This is a genomic window from Achromobacter xylosoxidans A8, assembly GCF_000165835.1.
Classification (GTDB): Bacteria; Pseudomonadota; Gammaproteobacteria; order Burkholderiales; family Burkholderiaceae_B; genus Achromobacter; species Achromobacter xylosoxidans_B.
On sequence record NC_014640.1, the window covers coordinates 1992004 to 2009405 of the forward strand.

The 17402-nt window shown below is 66.8% G+C and carries 16 protein-coding genes; 13 read left to right on the plus strand and 3 right to left on the minus strand.

Annotated elements, in window-relative coordinates:
* The first annotated feature begins 37 nt into the window (after positions 1 to 37).
* The 13 genes from AXYL_RS09305 to ppa all read left to right on the plus strand — a co-directional run bounded on the left by AXYL_RS09305 (position 38) and on the right by ppa (position 14532).
* Positions 38 to 4021, plus strand: a complete 3984-nt coding sequence (locus AXYL_RS09305; protein ID WP_013392541.1) for a Pls/PosA family non-ribosomal peptide synthetase — start codon at positions 38 to 40, stop codon at positions 4019 to 4021.
* The gene (locus AXYL_RS09310) at positions 4018 to 4584 is read left to right on the plus strand and encodes a hypothetical protein (RefSeq protein ID WP_013392542.1); all 567 of its coding nucleotides are present in this window, start codon (positions 4018 to 4020) and stop codon (positions 4582 to 4584) included. Before AXYL_RS09305 ends, AXYL_RS09310 begins: the two co-directional genes overlap by 4 nt.
* Before the next feature lie 80 nt (positions 4585 to 4664).
* Positions 4665 to 5267, plus strand: a complete 603-nt coding sequence (locus tag AXYL_RS09315) for a DUF2889 domain-containing protein (protein ID WP_013392543.1) — start codon at positions 4665 to 4667, stop codon at positions 5265 to 5267.
* A 10-nt stretch (positions 5268 to 5277) separates the two neighbouring features.
* Positions 5278 to 6438, plus strand: coding sequence for an ADP-forming succinate--CoA ligase subunit beta (gene sucC, locus AXYL_RS09320; RefSeq protein WP_013392544.1), 1161 nt, complete (start codon positions 5278 to 5280; stop codon positions 6436 to 6438).
* A 22-nt stretch (positions 6439 to 6460) separates the two neighbouring features.
* Complete coding sequence (sucD, locus tag AXYL_RS09325; RefSeq protein ID WP_013392545.1) at positions 6461 to 7342, plus strand: succinate--CoA ligase subunit alpha; 882 nt, start codon at positions 6461 to 6463, stop codon at positions 7340 to 7342.
* A 353-nt stretch (positions 7343 to 7695) separates the two neighbouring features.
* Complete coding sequence (locus tag AXYL_RS09330; protein WP_013392546.1) at positions 7696 to 8394, plus strand: TerC family protein; 699 nt, start codon at positions 7696 to 7698, stop codon at positions 8392 to 8394.
* 112 nt (positions 8395 to 8506) lie between these two features.
* The gene (locus AXYL_RS09335; protein ID WP_013392547.1) at positions 8507 to 9226 is read left to right on the plus strand and encodes a TerC family protein; all 720 of its coding nucleotides are present in this window, start codon (positions 8507 to 8509) and stop codon (positions 9224 to 9226) included.
* Positions 9213 to 9335 (plus strand): hypothetical protein, encoded by a 123-nt coding sequence (locus tag AXYL_RS35410; protein ID WP_006218348.1) that lies wholly within the window; start codon positions 9213 to 9215, stop codon positions 9333 to 9335. The genes AXYL_RS09335 and AXYL_RS35410 overlap by 14 nt, the downstream gene beginning before the upstream one ends.
* Positions 9336 to 9344: 9 nt before the next feature.
* Positions 9345 to 10292: a hydroxymethylbilane synthase gene (hemC, locus tag AXYL_RS09345; protein WP_013392548.1), complete on the plus strand. Its 948-nt coding sequence runs from the start codon at positions 9345 to 9347 to the stop codon at positions 10290 to 10292.
* Positions 10292 to 11110 carry a uroporphyrinogen-III synthase gene (locus AXYL_RS09350; protein ID WP_013392549.1) on the plus strand — a complete coding sequence of 273 codons (819 nt, stop codon included), beginning with the start codon at positions 10292 to 10294 and terminating at the stop codon, positions 11108 to 11110. Before hemC ends, AXYL_RS09350 begins: the two co-directional genes overlap by 1 nt.
* 37 nt (positions 11111 to 11147) lie before the next feature.
* On the plus strand, positions 11148 to 12341 hold the full coding sequence (locus AXYL_RS09355; protein ID WP_013392550.1) for a uroporphyrinogen-III C-methyltransferase: 1194 nt from the start codon (positions 11148 to 11150) through the stop codon (positions 12339 to 12341).
* 5 nt (positions 12342 to 12346) lie between these two features.
* Positions 12347 to 13969 (plus strand): heme biosynthesis HemY N-terminal domain-containing protein, encoded by a 1623-nt coding sequence (locus AXYL_RS09360; protein WP_013392551.1) that lies wholly within the window; start codon positions 12347 to 12349, stop codon positions 13967 to 13969.
* 32 nt (positions 13970 to 14001) lie between these two features.
* A complete protein-coding gene (gene ppa / locus AXYL_RS09365) occupies positions 14002 to 14532 on the plus strand; it encodes an inorganic diphosphatase (protein ID WP_013392552.1) in 531 nt (176 codons plus the stop codon).
* On the opposite strand, the gene AXYL_RS09370 is transcribed toward ppa, so the two are convergent.
* Genes AXYL_RS09370 through AXYL_RS09380 form a run of 3 tightly spaced genes read right to left on the minus strand, consistent with a single transcriptional unit; the run spans position 14533 to position 17360 of the window.
* The gene (locus AXYL_RS09370; protein ID WP_041652995.1) at positions 14533 to 15372 is read right to left on the minus strand and encodes an IclR family transcriptional regulator; all 840 of its coding nucleotides are present in this window, start codon (positions 15370 to 15372) and stop codon (positions 14533 to 14535) included.
* A gap of 15 nt (positions 15373 to 15387) precedes the next feature.
* A complete protein-coding gene (locus AXYL_RS09375) occupies positions 15388 to 16149 on the minus strand; it encodes an SDR family NAD(P)-dependent oxidoreductase (RefSeq protein WP_013392554.1) in 762 nt (253 codons plus the stop codon).
* Positions 16149 to 17360, minus strand: a complete 1212-nt coding sequence (locus tag AXYL_RS09380; RefSeq protein ID WP_013392555.1) for an ABC transporter substrate-binding protein — start codon at positions 17358 to 17360, stop codon at positions 16149 to 16151. Before AXYL_RS09380 ends, AXYL_RS09375 begins: the two co-directional genes overlap by 1 nt.
* Between the last annotated feature and the right edge of the window lie 42 nt (positions 17361 to 17402).

Sequence of the window (17402 nt, forward strand, 5' to 3'; positions counted from 1 at the left end):
ATACGCAAAATCCCATTGCTGGATCCTTGTCGTTCCTATGATTCTCCAAGGCCCCTGTCGGCCCGATCTGCTGCTAGCAGAGACGCTGCCCGACATTCTGGAAGCCACGATCCGCCGGCATCCCGCCGCCGCTGCCATTCATTGGCTGGATCACACCCTCACTTACGACATGCTCGGCCAGCGCGCCGACCTGGCCGCGCATCATCTGATTGCGGCCGGCGTGCGCCCCGGCGATATCGTGGGCCTATGCCTGCCGCGCGGGGCGGACCTGCTGGTGATGCAGGCGGCCATCGCCAAGGCCGGCGCCGCCTGGCTGCCGTTTGAATCGGATACGCCACCGGACCGCATGCAGGTCTGCCTGCAGGATGCGGGGGCCAACGGCTTGATCGCGGGCGCCGAGGTCCGGCTGGACGGCATGTCTACCTGGACCACCTGGGCGCTGTCGGAACCGGTGGACGGCGCCTTGCGCAGACGGGACGGGCTGCTGCCCGAGCATCCCGCCTACGTCATCTACACCTCGGGCTCCACCGGCAAGCCCAAGGGCGTACCCATCAGCCACGCCAGCATCTGTCATCTCCTGCGCAGCGAAAACGAAGTGCTGGGCGTGCGCCATGAAGACAAGGTCTACCAGGGCTTCTCGGTGGCCTTCGACATGTCGTTCGAAGAGATCTGGATCAGCTATCTCGTGGGCGCGTCCTTATGGGTCGCGCCCAAGATGCTGACCACGGATCCGGAAGGCTTGCCGGACGCCCTGGCGCGGGAAGGTGTCACCGTGCTGCATGCGGTGCCGACCTTGCTCGCCCTGTTCGCGCGCGACGTACCCGGATTGCGCATCGTTAATCTGGGCGGCGAGGTCTGTCCGGACTTCCTGGTGCCGCGCTGGGCCACGCCCGGCAGGCGCCTGTTCAATACCTACGGTCCCACCGAGACCACGGTGTCCGCCAGCCTGGCGGAACTCCTGCCCGGCCAGCCCGTGACCATAGGCGCGCCGCTGCCCAACTACGGCATGCTGGTGCGCGGCGAGGACGGCGCGGTGCTGCCGCAAGGACAAGTGGGTGAGCTGTGCATCACCGGTCCCGGCGTGGCCGGCGGCTATCTGGGCAGGCCCGAGCTGACGGCCGAGAAATTCCTGGCGAACCCTTGGCCTTGCGCCGATTACGACACCCGCATGTACCGCAGCGGCGATCTGGCGCGGATTGATGAGCATGGCCAGATCCACTGCCTGGGCCGCAGCGACGACCAGGTCAAGGTACGCGGCTTTCGCGTCGAGCTCGGGGAAATCGAGGCCGCGCTTTACCGTTTGCCGGGCGTGGGCGCCGCGGCCGTGGTGCTGCGCGATCTGGCGGGCATCGAGCAACTGGTGGCCTTCCTCAAGCCCGAGGGCGAGGCGCGACTGGACCCGCATGCCTTGCGCGGCGCGCTCGCCGCGGACTTGCCCGCCTACATGATTCCAGCCCGGTTCGAACTGGTGGCCGACGTTCCGCGCCTGACCTCGGGCAAGATCGACCGCAAGGCGCTGAAGGCGCGCGAGCTGGACGCCGTGTCCGAGCCCAGCGGCGAAGACGATGAACCCGTCACGCCGGGCGAACTTGCCTTGTTCGAGGCCTTGCGCCCGCTGTTCCCGGGGCAGCCGTTGCGGCTGGCCAGCGACTTCTTCCGCGACCTGGGCGGCCATTCGCTGCTGGCCGCGCGCCTGGTGTCGGCCTTGCGCAAGCATCCGCATTTTTCCGCGCTGACCATGCACGAGCTGTACCAGCATTCCGTCCTGGGCGTGCTGGCAGCCCGGCTGGACGCGCTGGCCGCGGCCGAAATGGCCGCGACCGCACCGGCCGGCGTCGCCGGGACTGGCAACGATCCGGCGGCCGCGCCCGAGTGGCGCCGCTGGACCTGCGGCCTGGCGCAGTTGGCAGCCTTGCCGCTGCTGATCGGCGTGCGCATGCTGATCTGGCTGACGCCGTTCTTCACCTACCACTACTGGACGGGCGACGAGGGCGACTCCGTCTGGCGCGCGGTGGCCCTGTCCATCGCCAGCTACCTGGCGTGCAACCTGCTCAGCTTCGGCGTGGCCGTGGCCTGCAAGTGGGGCATTCTGGGCCGGCTCAAGCCCGGCCGCTACCCGCTGTACGGCTGGCTGTTTTACCGCTGGTGGCTGGTGGATCGGGTACTGGACATACCGCCCGCGCATCTGCTGGCCGGATCGCCGTTGCAGGTCTGGTACTTGCGGGCGCTGGGCGCGCGCATCGGCCGCGACGCCGCCATCAGCCGCGTCTCCGTGCGCGCGCCCGACCTGCTGTCGGTGGGGAACGGCGTGAGCATCGGCGCGGCGGTCAACCTGGAGAATTTCTCGGTGCGCGGCGGGCAGTGGAGCGTGGGGCCGATCACGCTGGCGGACCAGGCCTACATCGGTTCCTATTCGGTGCTGCAGGGCGATGTGACGATGGGCGAGGGCGCCCGGTTGGACGGCCTGTCTTCCCTGGCGCAGGGCGCCCGCGTGCCCGCAGGTCAGATCTGGAGCGGCGCGCCGGCGCGGCACGATCCGCAGGCCCGCGCTCCCGAGCTGCCGCCGCGGCCCAGGCGCCAGGGCATCTGGAGCCGGCTGGACTGCGTGGCCTACGCGGGCGGCGGCACGCTGATCGCCGCGCTGTTCTTCATGCCGGTGTTTCCCAGTTTCGTGCTGATCGACTGGATCGACGCGCGCTGGCTGGACCTGATGGGCGCGCGCGTGCCCTGGCCCCAGGCCTTCCTGAGCTATCTGCTGCTGGCCTTGCCCGCCAGCGCCTTGCTGCTGATGTTGACGGTGCTGGTGTCCGCGTTGCTGCGCTGGACGCTGCTGCCGCGGCTGGCCAGCGGCCGTTGGCCCGTGTACGGACAGATCTATCTGCGACGTTGGCTGACCAACCAGATCCAGGAATCCAGCCTCAGCGTGCTGCACGGCCTGTACGCGTCGATCTATGCCGGCAACTGGTACCGCCTGCTGGGCGCCAAGGTCGGGCGCGGCACCGAAATCTCCACCGCCATGGGCGTGGTGCCGGACATGCTGACCCTGGGTCGCGACAGCTTCATCGCCGACGGCGTCATGCTGGGCGACGAGGAAATCGACGGCGGCTGGATGACCATGCGCCCCACCGTCATCGGCAACCGCAGCTTCGTCGGCAACGGCGCCTACGTGCCGGACGGCTCGGTGCTGCCCGACGACGTGCTGATCGGTGTGCAGAGCCGAGCGCCGGCCAACGCCCGCATGGCCAGCGGCCAGACCTGGCTGGGCAATCCGCCGCTGGCGCTGCCCGCGCGCGAGCAGACCGCGGGCTTTCCGGCACACCTGACTTTCCGGCCCAGCGTGGGCCGCAAGATCCTGCGCGGGGGCGTTGAAGGCATGCGGATGATCCTGCCGCTGGCCGTGGTGATCGCGGTGGGCTATCTGACTGTGATGAAGGTCATCCCCATGGCGGCGCGCGAAGGCTTCGTCTCCGCCTTCGACGAACTGATGCTGGCCGGCGTGCTGTACGGCGTCGGCGCCTTCCTGTTCCTGGTGGCGCTGAAGTGGACGCTGATTGGCCGCTACCGGCCGCGCGCCGAGCCGATGTGGACGCCCTTCGTCTGGAAGAGCGAAGCGGTCACCAGCCTGTACGAATCCATCGCAGTGCCGAACTTCTTCAACTTCCTGCGGGCCACGCCCTGGCTGCCGCTGGCTTTGCGCTGCATGGGCGCCCGCATTGGCAAACGGGTCTTCATGGACACCACCGACATCACCGAGTACGACTGCGTATCGATTGGCGACGACGCGGTGCTGCACGCCTGGTCCGGTCCGCAGACCCATCTGTTCGAAGACCGGGTGATGAAGATCGGCCTGGTCCGCATCGGCGACGCCGTCAACGTGGGGCCGCGCAGCACCATCCTATATGACACCCGGGTCGAAACCGGTGCGCGTCTCGGTCCGCTGACGCTGGTGCTCAAGGGCGAGGCCATTCCGGCGGGCCAGGCCTGGATCGGCAGTCCGGCCACGCCTTGGACCCAGCGGTGATCCCGGCCCTGTGGCTGACCGGGGAGGGCGCTCCGGTCGAGATGTGGCTGTTACACCTGCTTGCGGCCCGGCCGGCGCAGCGGCAGGCGGCCAGGGACTGGCTGGCCGAGGAGCTGGCGCGGCGCGATCCGGCCATGCCGCCGGAATGGACCGAAACCCCCAAGGGGCCGCGGATGTTGCCGGGCGCGCGCTGGCACAGCTCGTTTTCCTATTGTGGCCCCTATATTCTTTGCGGCCTGTCCCGGCAGGGCGTGCCGGGCGTGGACCTGACCAGCGCACAGGCCTGGCCGGGCGATGCCGATGTGCTGGCTCTCTATGGCGGCCCGCAGGCGGCCGCCGCACTGGCCGCCAGTCCGCCCGGCGGCCGGGCGGATGCCTTCGCCCGGGCCTGGAGCGCGCTGGAAGCGCGCCTGAAAGCCTGCCGGCGCGGGCTGGAGGAGTACTCACCGCAGCGCGAGCGGCACCTGGCCGCCGCCCAGCTTACCTGCCAGGTCCGGCACCAGGGCTTGTGGGCCGCCGCTGCCCTCTGCGGCAGCGCGCCAGGCGCCGGGCAGGGGTCTTGATCGCAGGCTGTCTGCGCTATACTTTGAAGGTTTTGTTGCCGCGCACCATGCGCAGGCATCTCGCCCCGCAGGCCCCCAGCATGCCCTTGCCACCGCCGGACTATCCTCGCCAACCATTGCATACGCGTTCCATACGCGTGCAGTCGTATGCGCGCGAAGACGGGCTCTGGGACCTGGAAGCCGAGCTGATCGACGTCAAGGCGTACGATTTCCCCAAGCGCGACGGCGAGATGTTCAAGGCCGGACAACCCATCCACCACATGCATCTGCGCATCACCATCGACGAGACTTTCTCGATCGTGGCGGCGCAGGCCGTCTATGACGCGGCTCCCTACGGCGAGCATTGCATGGCCATCGAACCGGCTTACACTGATCTGATCGGCATGAACCTGCTCAAGGGGTTCCGCGGGCAGGTCAAGGAGCGGTTCGGGCACGTGGCGGGCTGTACCCACATGACCGAACTGTCGCAGGTGCTTCCCACCGCGGCAGTCCAGACCATGGCCAATCGCCGGCGGCAGGAAAACAACCCGAACCGGCGTCCATTCCAATTGGACGGTTGCCATGCGCTAAGCACCAGCGGCCCGGTGGTGGCTGAGCACTATCCCAAGTGGTACACGGGGGGTAGCGCTGAGGCATCGGCCGATTCGTCCTCCGATTCACCTTCTTTTTCTCATACGTCCTGACAGGTAACACATGAAAATCCACGAGTATCAAGGCAAGGAACTGCTGAAGCAATTTGGCGTCCCCGTGCCGCGCGGGATTCCCGCTCTTTCCGTCGACGAGGCCGTGGCTGCCGCTGAAAAGCTGGGTGGACCGGTGTGGGTCGTCAAGGCACAAATCCACGCGGGCGGCCGCGGCAAGGGCGGCGGCGTGAAGCTGGCGCGCTCGCTGGACGACGTCCGCAAGCTGGCCTCGGAAATCCTGGGCATGCAGCTGATCACGCACCAGACCGGCCCGGAAGGCCAGAAGGTCCGTCGCCTGTACATCGAAGACGGCGCTGACATCCAGAAGGAATACTACGTGTCGCTGGTCACCGACCGCGCCACCCAGAAGGTCGCCTTCATCGCCTCCAGCGAAGGCGGCATGGACATCGAGGAAGTGGCCCACTCCACTCCCGAGAAGATCATCACCGAATACATCGACCCGCTGACCGGCCTGTCGGCCGAGCAAGCCACCAAGATCGCCAACGCGATCGGCCTGCCCGCTGATTCCACCGCCCAAGCCGTGGACGTGTTCCAGAAGCTCTACAAGTGCTACATGGACACCGACGCCTCCCTGGTCGAAATCAACCCGCTGAACCGCGACAGCAAGGGCAACATCATCGCCCTGGACGCCAAGTTCAACTTCGATCCCAACGCCCTGTTCCGCCACCCGGAAATCGTCGCCTACCGCGACCTGGACGAAGAAGATCCGGCTGAAATCGAAGCCAGCAAGTTCGACCTGGCCTACATCCAGCTCGACGGCAACATCGGCTGCCTGGTGAACGGCGCCGGTCTGGCCATGGCCACCATGGACACCATCAAGCTGTTCGGCGGCGAGCCGGCCAACTTCCTGGACGTCGGCGGCGGCGCCACGGCCGAGAAGGTCACGGAAGCCTTCAAGATCATGCTCAAGAACAAGAGCGTGAAGGCCATCCTGGTCAACATCTTCGGCGGCATCATGCGCTGCGACGTCATCGCCGAAGGCGTGATCGCTGCTTGCAAGGCCGTCAACCTGAACGTGCCGCTGGTCGTCCGCATGAAGGGCACCAACGAAGAACTCGGCAAGAAGATGCTGGCCGACTCCGGTCTGCCGATCATCAGCGCCGACACGATGGCCGAAGCCGCCACCCGCGTCGTAGCCGCCGTCAAGTAAAGAAAAACCCAAGGATTCACAAATGTCGATTCTGATCAACAAGGACACCAAGGTCATCACCCAGGGCATCACGGGCAAGACGGGCCAGTTCCACACCCGCATGTGCCGTGAGTACGCCAATGGTAAGGCCGCCTTCGTGGCCGGCGTGAACCCCAAGAAGGCGGGTGAAGACTTCGAAGGCGTGCCGATTTTCGCTTCGGTGAAGGACGCCAAGGCTGACACTGGCGCGACCGTGTCGGTCATCTACGTGCCGCCCGCGGGCGCCGCCGCCGCCATCTGGGAAGCCGTCGAGGCCGAACTGGATCTGGTGATCTGCATCACCGAAGGCATCCCGGTCCGCGACATGCTGGAAGTCAAGAACCGCATGAAGGCCAAGGGCAGCAAGACCCTGCTGCTGGGCCCGAACTGCCCGGGTCTGATCACCCCCGACGAAATCAAGATCGGCATCATGCCCGGTCACATCCACCGCAAGGGCCGCATCGGCATCGTCAGCCGTTCGGGCACCCTGACGTACGAAGCCGTGGCGCAAGTCACCGAGCTGGGCCTGGGTCAATCCAGCGCCGTCGGCATCGGTGGCGATCCCATCAACGGCCTGAAGCACGTCGACGTGCTGAAGATGTTCAATGACGATCCCGACACCGACGCCGTCATCATGATCGGCGAAATCGGCGGTCCGGACGAAGTCAACGCCGCCGAGTGGGCCAAGGACAACATGAAGAAGCCGGTCGTCGGCTTCATCGCCGGTGTCACCGCTCCTCCCGGAAAGCGCATGGGCCACGCCGGCGCGCTGATCTCCGGCGGCGCCGACACTGCCGACGCCAAGCTGGAAGTCATGGAAGCCTGCGGCATCCGCACCACGCGCAACCCGTCCGAAATGGGCAAGCTGCTCAAGTCGGTGCTGTAAAAAGCTCCAGGCCGGGTGTCCGGGCGCTTTTGCGTCCGGCGCCGCGAGCCTGCTGGCGCAAGCCTGGTCCTGGCGTCAAACCCCTGATTTCCAGCGACCTGCAAGCGCCATCCCAAGCCCGCCATGGCGGGCTTTTTTTCGTCTTTTTTCCGCAATCCTAGGGAAATCCCGCGTCCATGCCGCGGCCTGGCAAACATACGGAAAGCTGAACGAAACTATAATGAAAGAAATTCCACGCGTACCAAGCAAGAATGTCGCCGGGCTCGCACCAAGGCGGTCAGTACGTTTTTTTCGTCTTATTTCACCCATTCATTTGGTTTGTCCTAGGGGGATCACACCTAGGAAAGAGAGGCATGGAACTCAGTTCAGCGGCATTCTGGATAGCGTTGCTCCAGATCATTTGGGTCAACATTCTGCTATCGGGCGACAACGCCGTGGTTATTGCGCTGGCGGCGCGTTCGCTGCCTCCGGCCCAACAGAAAAAAGCGATCGTGGTCGGCTCCGCCGCAGCGATCATCATGCGTATCGTGCTGACGCTGGTGGCGGCCAAGCTGCTCTTGCTGCCGTGGCTCAAGCTGATCGGCGCGCTGCTCCTGGTCTACATCGGCGTGACGCTGCTGTTGCCTGAAGGCGAGGAAGACGGCGCGGGCAAGACGCAAGGCAATCTGCTGACCGCAATCCGCACTATCATGATTGCCGACCTGGTCATGAGCCTGGACAATGTGGTGGCCGTCGCCGCCGCCGCCATGGGCGATACGACCTTGCTGGTATTGGGCTTGGCCATCAGTATTCCGCTGGTCATCTTCGGCAGCACGCTGCTCCTGAAGGTCATCGAGCGTTTCCCGGTCATTGTCTGGGTAGGCGCGGCGCTGCTGGGGTTCATCGCGGGCGAACTGCTGGTGGGCGATCCGGCCTTGCAGGAACCGGTGGCGCGTATCGATGCGGCACTGGGGATCACGCAGCATAGCTTTGCGCTGATGACGGGCGTGCTGGGCGCGGTCCTGGTGCTGGCTATCGGTAAAGTTTTGCTGATGCGCCAGAAAGCTGACTGAAAGCTGAATTATACTAATAAGTTGTACTGAATAAGCTCGCCGCGCCTAGCGCGGCGAGCCATGCCGGACCGGGACCGGCCACTCTTTTCATAAATGCCTTCGGGGGTTCATAGTGCTTGAGTTTCTACAGACGCTGAGTTGGACAGCGGTATTCCAGATCATCCTCATCGACATCCTGCTCGGCGGCGACAACGCCGTCGTGATCGCGCTGGCCTGCCGCAATCTGGCGCCCAAGCAGCGCATGCAAGGCATTCTGTGGGGTACCGCGGGCGCCATCATCCTGCGCGTGGTCCTGATCGCCTTCGCCCTGACGCTGCTGTCGATTCCGTTCCTGAAGGTCGTGGGCGGTCTGCTGCTGGTCTGGATCGGCGTCAAGCTCCTGGTCCCCGAGGACGACGCCCATGGCAACGTGAAGGGCGGCACATCCATTGCCGCCGCGATCAAGACCATCATCATCGCCGACTTCGTAATGAGCCTGGACAACGTGATCGCCATCGCCGGCGCAGCCCAGAACGCCCATGCCGACCATCAGATCGGTCTGGTTGCCTTCGGCTTGATCGTCAGCGTGCCGATCATCATCTGGGGCAGCACCCTGGTGCTCAAGCTCATCGACCGCTATCCGCTGGTGGTTACGTTTGGCGCGGCTTTGCTGGGCTGGATCGCCGGTGGCATGCTGATTACCGACGTGGTTGTCGAACGTCAATTCGGTGTTCAGCCCACTACGGTTAAAATCGCTGCAGAAATTATCGGCGCCTTGCTCGTTGTTGTCCTTGGACGGTGGCTGGCAAGCCGCAAAACCGCTTCCAAGGAATCAGCACATGAGTCTGCGTAGATCCGTCGATCCCCAGCAATCCGAATCGGGCCTGAGCCTCCTTCAGGGCCTTTTCGTGCTGGCCATCCTCGGGGTAGTCGCGACGGTCATCGTCTCCAATTTCGTTTGATGCCGTCTCGTGTCTCTACCGCAACGCCTGGTCATCGCGACCCGCGCCAGCCGGCTTGCCCTGTGGCAAGCCGAGCATGTGCGCGACCGGCTGCGCACGCTGTACCCGGCGTGCGCGGTTGAGCTGCTCACCCTGACGACCCGAGGCGATCAGATCCTCGACCGCACGCTCTCCAAGGTGGGCGGCAAGGGTCTCTTCGTCAAGGAACTCGAAAACGCGCTGCTCGACGGACGCGCCGATCTGGCCGTGCACTCCTTGAAGGACGTGCCGGTCGATCTGCAAGCCCCGTTCGAGCTTTGCGCCGTCCTCGATCGCGCCGATCCGCGCGATGCCTTCGTCTCCAACACGCATGACACGCTGGCCGATCTGCCGGCGGGCGCCGTCGTCGGCACGTCCAGCCTGCGCCGCGAATCCCAGATCCGCGCGCGCTATCCCGAACTGGTGGTGAAGCCGCTGCGCGGCAATCTCGACACGCGCCTTGGCAAGCTGGACAAGGGCGAATACGACGCCATCGTGCTGGCTGCGGCAGGCCTGGAGCGACTGGGCCTGGGCGCGCGCATCCGCAGCCTGCTTGAACCGGAAGATAGCCTGCCGGCGGCCGGGCAGGGCGCCCTGGGCATCGAGATCCGCGACGACCGCGACGACATGCGCGCATGGTTGGCGCCGCTGGTCAGCGCCGATACCACTTCCTGTGTGGTGGCCGAGCGCGCCGTGTCCCGCAAGCTGGGCGGCTCTTGCCAGGTACCCCTGGCGGCGTACGCCGAGATCGCCGGCGGCACCTTGTCGCTGCGCGCGCTGGTGGCGTCGCCCGACGGCGTGCGCATGGTCCATGCGTCCCGCAGCGGGCCCGTGGCGGATGCCCAGGCCATCGGCGAGGCGGCGGCCCAGGCGCTGCTGGACGCGGGCGCGCAGGACATCCTGCGCGAACTGCTGCAAGACGAACCCAGGCCCGACTGATGGTCACGGCGTCCGCAGCCGCCGAGCTGCCGCGGGTCGCCATCCTGACGCGGCCCGATGGCCGCAACGAGGCGCTGGCCGGCCGCCTGCTCGGCGCCGGCTGGACGCCCTGCATACTTCCTGCCCTGGAAATCCAGGCCTTGCCGGCCATGGATGGCGGGCCGCCGCGCCCCTCCGACTACGACATGGTCGTGTTCGTCAGCGGCAACGCGGCCAGGCTATACCTGGAGCAGTGGGCCCAGGCGGACGGGCCCGTCCCTTGGCCGGCCGAGGTCATCGCCGCCACCGTCGGGCCGGCCAGCGCCCAGGCCTTGCGCCAGTCCGCCTGTTTTGGCGCGAATACAACAGTTTTGCATCCCCCCGAGAACGCTCCCAGCCACGATTCCGAGGCGCTTTGGCAGGTCTTGCAGGGCTTGCCGCAACGCCCCCGCCGCGTGCTGCTGGTGCGCGGCACGCAGGGCAGGGACTGGCTGGGTGACAGGCTCGAGGCGCACGGCGCGGCGGTGACCCGCCATGCCGCCTACCTGCGCCGCCCGGCGAACTGGGGCGCCGATCAACTTGCCAGCCTGCGACGCTGGGCTGGCGCGGGCATTCCTGCGACCTGGCTGATCACCAGCGGCGAAGGGGCGGACGCGCTGCGGGCCGGCCTGGATGCCGCCGGCCTGGCGGACTGGTGGGCGCGCTGCCGCTTCGTGCTGACGCATCCCTCCCTGGAGCGCCGCGTGCCACAGGCCTGTCACGAAGGCGGGGCGCGGCCAATGGTAAAAATCTGCCTGCCCAACGACGAGTCGATATTCCAGGCTTTTGTTGCTGCTTGATTCGTTGCATCGGACTGACACCGAATACAATCGCGTCATGACAGACAAGACTCCCGCTACCGATCCGGTCGTTCCGACGGCCGCCCCGGGTGCAAGCGCGCCCGCGTCGGCCCCGGCCGATTCCGTCAAGGCCCGCCCGGCCAAGAGTGGCAGTGGCCCGCTGGTCCCCGCCCTCATCATTCTCATCCTGCTGGCAGCCGGCCTGGGTTACGCCCTCTGGATGCAGCGCACCCAATTCGTGTCCGCTGGCCGCGAGGTTGCCACGCGCCTCGAAACGCTGACCACCGATCTCGCGCAGGCCCGCAAGGACACGCGCGAGGCCCTGGCCCTGGCGCAAGCCCAGGCCGGCCGCGTCGGCGAGCTCGAAGACACCGTGCGTGAAACGCAAAGCCAGTACAACGCTCTGCAATTGGCCTGGCAGAACTTCAACGACAGCGCCAGCGACGAACTGCTCGCCAACGACGTCGAGCGCTTGCTGACCATCGCGAATCAGCAACTGCGTCTGGCCGGCAACGTCTCCAACGCGATCGTGGCGCTGGAAACCGCGCAATCGCGCCTGGCGCGCGCCGACCGCCCGCGCTTCTCCAGCCTGCAGCAAGCCATCAACGGCGACCTGGACCGCCTGCGCGCCGTGTCCACCGTGGATATTCCCGCCCAGTCGGCCCGCATCGACCGCCTGGTGGCCCTGATCGGCAAGGCGCCCCTGCTGGTGCCGGACGCCGCCGCGCCGGGCGTGGCGCCTGCCGGCGAAACCGCTCCCACGGCCACGCCGGCCCCCGCGGTGGATCCGCTGGCCGGCCTCCCGGCCGACGCGCCCTGGTGGCAGCGCTGGCGCGCCGAGATGGCCTCCTGGCCCGGCCGCGCGGGCGCCGCGCTGGCCCATGAACTGGGCGGCCTGATCACGATCCAGCGCGTGGACGAGCCCGCGGCCCTGCTGCTGTCGCCCGAACAGGCCGACCAGGTGCGCGGCACCCTGCGCCAGCGCCTGCTGACGGCGCAACTGGCCATGCTGATGCGCCAGCCTGCCGTCTGGAAGAGCGAATTCGACAACGTCGGCGTCACGCTCGCGAAGTATTTCGACAACCGTTCCCCCGACACCGTCGCCGCCCAGACGCTGGCGCGCGAACTGGCGCAGACCGACATCGCCGTGCGCATGCCGGAAGTGGCCGACAGCCTGAACGCCGTGGCTGCGCTGCGCGCCGCGGGCTTCAAGACCAGCGGGCAGGACTGAGGCTTATGCGTACCTGGTTCTGGACACTGCTGCTCGCCGTCGTCGCCGTCGCCCTGGCGGTGGTGCTGCGTTCACACTCCGGCAACGTGCTGTTGCTGGTCTGGCCGTGGCGCATCAACATGTCGCTGACGCTCGCGGTCCTGCTCATCGTTGCGGCCTTTATCGTGCTGTACGTGGGCCTGCGCCTGCTGGCATGGCTGCTGGCCATCCCCGACCGCGTGCGGGCCTGGCGCGGCAAGCGCGCCCAGGCGCGCGACCACGAATTGCTGGAGCGCGGCTGGATCGGCCTGCTGGAAGGGCGCTACACCACCGCCGAAAAAGATCTCACCAAGCTGCTGGACCAGACCAAGGTCCAGACGCGCCGCGTGCTGGCGGCCTTGTCCGCAGCCCGCGCCACGCATGGCCTGGGCGAATTCGACCGCCGCGACCGCCTGCTGGCGACCGCGCAGGAACAGGCCGGCACGGACGCCGGCCTGATCGAAGCCACCGCCACGGTGTCGGCCGACATGCTGCTGGACCAAGGCCGCGCCGAGCGCGCGCTGGGCGTGCTGGAGCCGCTGGCCGACGGCGGCGCGCGCCATCTGCACACCATGCGCCTGCTGCTGCGCGCGCATACTGCCCTGCATCACGACGAACAGGTCTTCACGCTGGCGCGCGGCCTGGTGCGTCGCAATGCCCTGGCCCGTGCCGAAGCCGACCTCCTGATCGACGCTTCGGGCGCGGCGCGCCTGCGCGCCGCAGCGGCTGGCGGCAGCGAGGCCTGGCGCGCCATCTGGAAGGACCTGAAGGCCGAGGAACGGCTGCTGCCGGAAATCGCGCTGGCGGGCGCGGCCGCGTTCGAGGCCGTCGGCGAAGCCAGCGAGGCCGCGCGCGTGCTGGAAGCCGCAGTCGCCGTGAAGTTCAATCCGGCTTTGGTGGCGGCCTACGCCCGTTGCGAAGCCGAACAGGTTTCGCGCCGACTGGCGCGCGCCGAGACCTGGCTGCAACAGCGTCCCACCGATCCCGACCTGCTGACCGCGCTGGGCATGCTGTGCCTGAACGGCCAGCTCTGGGGCCAGGCCGAACGCTATCTGCTGCGCAGCCTCAGCCGCCGCAGCGACGCGCAGACGCATGCGCTGCTGGGCAGCCTGTATGACCGTCTGGAACGTCCCGCCGACGCGGTGCGCCACTGGCGCCTGGCAACGGCGGCCAGCATGGCGTTGCCGGTGCTGGCGGCGGATGCCGCCTTGCCGGCCGCGGATACCGGTTCCGATCCCTATCGCGTGGACGCCGAAGGCGGTTATGCGGTGGGTCTGTCCGATACCGACGGCGACGCCGAACTGGGCGGCGATTACCCCGCGCTGCCGCCGGCGGTGGCGGCCTCGGCTTCCGACTACGTGCTGGATCCGGACGCCCGCGTGAATAAAGAGCAGCGCGAACGCGCACTGGCTCCCGAAGACGCCCCGCTGGCTGGCGGCAGTACCTCCGACATCGACGAGTACTTCGATAGCGCCCCCATTCCGGCGGCGGCTTTCGATGATCCCGTGCCCACGTACGCGCCGGCCACGCCCGCAGGGTCCAAGCCCGCGCCGGCCGCCGCGCCCGTGCCGGCGACCAAGCCGCCGTTCAAGGACGACGGCTCGATTTGAACAATCCTTCAGACACACAACAAGGTTGAATCATGAGTCTTGATCGCGTCTCCCCTGGCAAGAAGCTGCCGGAAGACTTCAACGTCATCATCGAAATCCCCATGAACGCCGACCCGGTGAAGTACGAGGTCGACAAGGACACGGGCGCGATTTTCGTTGACCGCTTCATGCTGACCGCCATGCACTATCCGTGCAACTACGGCTACATCCCGCAAACCCTGTCCGAAGACGGCGACCCCGCCGACGTGCTGGTGCTGACTCCGTTCCCGATCCAGATCGGCGCGGTGGTGCGCTGCCGCGCCATCGGCGTGCTGGAAATGGACGACGAATCGGGCGGCGACGCCAAGCTGTTGGCGGTGCCGATCGAAAAGCTGTACCCCCCGTACCGCAACATCAAGTCCTACGAAGATCTGCCGGCGGAAGACATCTCCCGCATCCAGCATTTCTTCGAGCACTACAAGGACCTGGAAAAGGGCAAGTGGGTCAAGGTCAAGGGCTGGAAGGGCCTGGACGCCGCGCACGAGGAAATCGTCCGCAGCGCCGAGCGCTACAACAAAGCCTGATTACGGTTTCCTGGTTCTGGCCGGCGTTGCTCCGGCCGGGGACTTGGTGCGGCGCGGCCGCGACGGCATGATGCCGATCGCCGCCGCGCCGTTGCTTTGCGGGGCCTGAAGATTGCGCGACACCTGCGCGGCCGCGATCTGGATGCGCGCCTGTAGTACCTCCAACCGCTCGGCCGAGGTGCGCGCTTCCGCGGCGATGAACACCAGGCTGCCCACCACCTTCTGTTCGGCGCTGAAGATGGCCGAGCCTATGCCTATCAGCCCCGGGTCGACCTCGCCATGCGACACGTACACGCCGGCGGCGCGCAGGCGCTTGAGGTTGGCGCGGAACTCATCCCAGTCCTCGCCCAACCCGGCCTCGCGGATTTCGGCCGCGTGCCACAGCATCAGGTTGCGCAGCTGGTACGGCGGCAGGTTGGCCAGGATGGGCTTGGCCGTGGCGCCATGGAACATGGTGTAGGGACGGCCGCGCGCATAGCTGGATTCGATGGAGTCGTCGGTCCAGTAGCGGTCCACGCACATGACCTTGTCGCCGTAGTAATTGCACAGCATCAGGTTGGCGTGCAGCTCGTCGCCGGTGGCGCGCATGACCTCGCGCGCCGCCCGCATCAGGGGATCGTGCCGGCGCAGATGACGGTCCAGCTCGATGATGCGCGATCCCAGCACATAGGCGCCGCCCGCGGTGGGCGCGAGCAGCCCGCTTTCGGTCAGGGACTTCAGGTAGCGGTAGGCCGTGGCGCGCGAGCAGTCCAGATGCGCCATGACGTCTTCCTGGAACGCGGCGGTGGTGTCGTCGCGAAAGAGGTCGAGGATGGACAACATGCGGTCTGGAGTGCTCATTGCGGAAGGGCGCGCCTAGTGAATGTGGAAGCCGCCATTGACGTCGACCACGATGCCGGTTGAGTAGGAGGACAGGTCCGAAGCCAGGAAAAGTATGGCCTGCGCGACTTCGGCGGGCGAGCCGAAGCGCTGTAGCGGAATGCCCTGTTTGAGTTCTTGTTCCCAATTTTCGCCGAATTTCCCCAGCGTCATGTCCGTCTCGATGATGCCGGGGGCCACGCAGTTGGCGCGCACGCCGCGCGGGCCGAGTTCCCGGGCCAGCGCCTTGGTGAAGCTGATGACGCCGCCCTTGGACGCCGCATAGTGCGAACCCCCCAGGAGGCCGCCGCCGCGCAGCGCGGCGGTGGAGCCCAGGTTGACGATGGCCGGGCGCCGCGGGCTTTGCAGCAATTCGGGCAGCGCCGCATGCGTGACGTTGTAGGTGCCGGTCAGGTTGACCTCGACCATGCGGCGGAACTCGTCCTCGGGCAGGTCCCAGATGCGCGTGGCGGCGACGATGCCGGCGTTGTTGACCAGTACATCGATGCCGCCCAGTGCATCCCTGGCGCGCTCGATCGCCGCCTCGCAGGAGGCCGTGCGCGACACGTCGCAGTGCAGGTCGATGCGGCCGGCGGCCAGCGTCGCGCTGGCGCCTTCCGGATAAGCCTGGTCCAGCACGGCGACGGCCGCACCCTGCGCGATGAAAAGGTCGACGATGGCGGCGCCTATGCCACGGGGGTTGGCGCCCCCCGTGACGATGGCGCGCTTGCCGGCCAGCAGCCCAAGCGCGCCGTCCATCACGATTTCACCAGCGGGCAGGCGCCGTCCTTGAGCGGGCGGAAGGCCTGTTCGGCCGGAATCTTGCGCACCAGGTTGTAGTAGTCCCAGTCGCGCTTGGATTCCGACGGCTTCTTGACCTGGAACAGGTACAGGTCGCGCATGATGCGGCCGTCCTCGCGGATGCGGCCGTTCTCGGTCATGAAGTCGTTGATGGGCGTCTCATGCATCTTCTTCAGCACCGGCTCGGAAGCATCCGTGCCGGCCGCCTTGATGGCGTTCAGGTAGTGCATGGCGGCGCTGTAGTTGCTGGCCTGGACCATGGACGGCATGCGGCCAGTGCGCTTGAAGTAGCGCTCGGACCATTGCCGCGACTTGTCGTCCAGGTCCCAGTAGAAGGGCTCCACCAGGTTCAGGCCCTGCGCGTATTCCAGCCCCACGCTGCGCACGTCCACGATGCTCATGAAGAGGGCGGCCACGCGCTGCTTGCTGCCCATGATGCCGAACTCGAACGCCTGCTTGATGCTGTTGATGGTGTCGCCGCTGCCGTTGGCCAGGCCGATCACCTGCGCCTTGGACGCTTGCGCCTGCAGCAGGAACGACGAGAAATCCGCGCTGGCGATGGGGTGGCGCACGCTGCCGACCACCTGTCCGCCCTTGGCCTTGACCACCGCCATGGCGTCGCGCTCCAGCGAATGGCCGAAGGCATAGTCGGAGGTGATGAAGTACCAGCTCTTGCCGCCGTCTTCCATGACGCCATTGGCCACGCCGGTGGCGTAGGCGTAGGTGTCATAGGTCCAGTGCATGCCGTTGGGCGAGCAGGCCTTGCCGGTCAGGTCGGCCGAGCCGGCGCTGGTGAAGATCACCACGCGCTTCATCTGGCGGGTCAGGTCCTGCACCGCCAGCGCGATGGCGGAATTGGGTACGTCCAGGATCAGGTCCACCTTGTCGTTCTCGTACCAGCGGCGCGCGGTCGCCACGCCGATGTCGACCTTGTTCTGGTGGTCGGCCGAGATCACTTCGATGGGCTTGCCCAGCACGCTGCCGCCGAAATCCTCGACGGCCATCTTCACGGCTTCCACGCCGAACTTGCCGGACAGGTCGGCCATCATGCCGGATTGGTCGCCCAGCACGCCGATCTTCACGACGTCATCCGACACTTGCGCCTGGGCGGATACGGACAGGGCGCCCAGCACGCAGGCGGCCAGGCTGTTCTTCAAACGGGTCTTCATGGGTATGTCTCCTCGGGGGCTTCGTTCTTGCGCGCCGACCTG

Bases quoted from the DNA above. Each gene is read 5' to 3' on its own strand.
- AXYL_RS09305 (WP_013392541.1), top strand. From the start codon at position 38: ATGATTCTCCAAGGCCCCTGTCGGCCCGATCTGCTGCTAGCAGAGACG.
- AXYL_RS09315 (WP_013392543.1), top strand. From the start codon at position 4,665: ATGCCCTTGCCACCGCCGGACTATCCTCGCCAACCATTGCATACGCGT.
- sucC (WP_013392544.1), top strand. From the start codon at position 5,278: ATGAAAATCCACGAGTATCAAGGCAAGGAACTGCTGAAGCAATTTGGC.
- sucD (WP_013392545.1), top strand. From the start codon at position 6,461: ATGTCGATTCTGATCAACAAGGACACCAAGGTCATCACCCAGGGCATC.
- AXYL_RS09330 (WP_013392546.1), top strand. From the start codon at position 7,696: ATGGAACTCAGTTCAGCGGCATTCTGGATAGCGTTGCTCCAGATCATT.
- AXYL_RS35410 (WP_006218348.1), top strand. From the start codon at position 9,213: ATGAGTCTGCGTAGATCCGTCGATCCCCAGCAATCCGAATCGGGCCTG.
- AXYL_RS09350 (WP_013392549.1), top strand. From the start codon at position 10,292: ATGGTCACGGCGTCCGCAGCCGCCGAGCTGCCGCGGGTCGCCATCCTG.
- AXYL_RS09355 (WP_013392550.1), top strand. From the start codon at position 11,148: ATGACAGACAAGACTCCCGCTACCGATCCGGTCGTTCCGACGGCCGCC.
- AXYL_RS09360 (WP_013392551.1), top strand. From the start codon at position 12,347: ATGCGTACCTGGTTCTGGACACTGCTGCTCGCCGTCGTCGCCGTCGCC.
- ppa (WP_013392552.1), top strand. From the start codon at position 14,002: ATGAGTCTTGATCGCGTCTCCCCTGGCAAGAAGCTGCCGGAAGACTTC.
- AXYL_RS09370 (WP_041652995.1), bottom strand. From the start codon at position 15,372: ATGAGCACTCCAGACCGCATGTTGTCCATCCTCGACCTCTTTCGCGAC.
- AXYL_RS09375 (WP_013392554.1), bottom strand. From the start codon at position 16,149: ATGGACGGCGCGCTTGGGCTGCTGGCCGGCAAGCGCGCCATCGTCACG.
- AXYL_RS09380 (WP_013392555.1), bottom strand. From the start codon at position 17,360: ATGAAGACCCGTTTGAAGAACAGCCTGGCCGCCTGCGTGCTGGGCGCC.